The following is a 1272-nucleotide window of genomic DNA, read 5'->3' as shown; positions in this document are numbered from 1 at the left end:
TGTGAAGAAAGCCGGCGGCAAAAGATTGGAGCTTATGAACAAGAAAACCTTACGAGGCTGGCAGTATCCTCTACAAGTCTGCGAGATAAGACGAGTAGTGATCCAGTGCCTACATTTTATGTTAAAGGACTGTTGGTAAAAGGTTAGGTTTCAATTGGAGGAGTGGGGCTGCTAACCCCAAGATCAACACTTAACTTAAGTTGATTGAAGTGCTTACCTGGAGAGGGCTATCTATGACGTTAAGATAGCAGTCAGCAGAGGTCATAGTAGGCTAAGAGTAGCACCTTAGTTCAAAGGACCGAAACGTCACGACGCGAAATAACTTAATACAAGTGGGAAACACTTGAGGTTCCTGCCATGTAGTAAGGTCGAACCAATGATGGCACAGAAATTTCATAAGAGTTCTTCCCTAGCTACAGAGAGATACCAAGTTCCGACAAGTTAATCATATCGTAAGGAAGAACCCCAATGAAACAGGATAGTAACGTCGAGCTAAGAAACTTCTACGTCAAACTCCATAAAGGTCATAAACCTCATATACCTAAAAAGTCACTACTTGCTTCTATAGCTACCGTACATAATATTATGGGAGCAGTAGAAGAGGTATGTGCAAATAACGGTAAACCTGGAGTTGATGGTATTACGTGTAAAGACTTTAAACAGATATTTCACAAGAACTACAGTAACTGTAAATTACTTCGGGATTATCTATTCTCTAGTAACTACAAACATAGTGCTATCAGGAGAGTATATATCCCCAAAGATAACGGAGACAAACGTCCTTTAGGTATTCCGACAGTTAAGGATCGAGTGATGCAACAAGCTGTTGCAAGAGTATTATCTGCCCATTACGATAAAACGTTCTCAGATGGTAGTTGCGGATATCGACCAAACAGAGGTTGTCATGATGCACTGAGACGTGCATGGAAGTTCCTTAATCAAGGATACGTCTATGTAATCGATATGGACCTAGCGAAATTCTTCGACACGGTAAACCATAGAATAATAAAACAGACCCTACATGAACTTACTGGTGACATGGAGGTAGTGAAATTAGTTCATCGCTTCCTTATCGCGGGTATTCTGGATAATGGTAAGAAAACAGTTCCGCAAATGGGTATGCCACAAGGTGGACCTATTAGTCCTATCCTATCTAATATCCTATTAAATAGATTGGACAAAGAACTGGATAGCCGAGGTCTTAACTTTGTTCGCTACGCAGACGATGTAATGATCTTCTGTAAATCACTCAAAGCTGCTAATCGTGTAAAC

At 40.7% G+C, this 1272-nt stretch carries 1 protein-coding gene; it reads left to right on the top strand.

All coding sequences use genetic code 11. From position 1 onward, the window contains the following. Positions 1 to 468: 468 nt before the first annotated feature. Positions 469 to 1272 (top strand): reverse transcriptase domain-containing protein (locus tag CKF58_RS05920; protein ID WP_245959243.1); only part of this gene is annotated, 804 nt, incomplete at its 3' end.

This window comes from Psittacicella hinzii (genome assembly GCF_003585935.1).
GTDB classification, from domain to species: domain Bacteria; phylum Pseudomonadota; class Gammaproteobacteria; order Enterobacterales; family Psittacicellaceae; genus Psittacicella; species Psittacicella hinzii.
The sequence above is the reverse complement of the archived record's forward strand: the minus strand, read 5'-3'. Positions and strand labels throughout refer to the sequence as shown.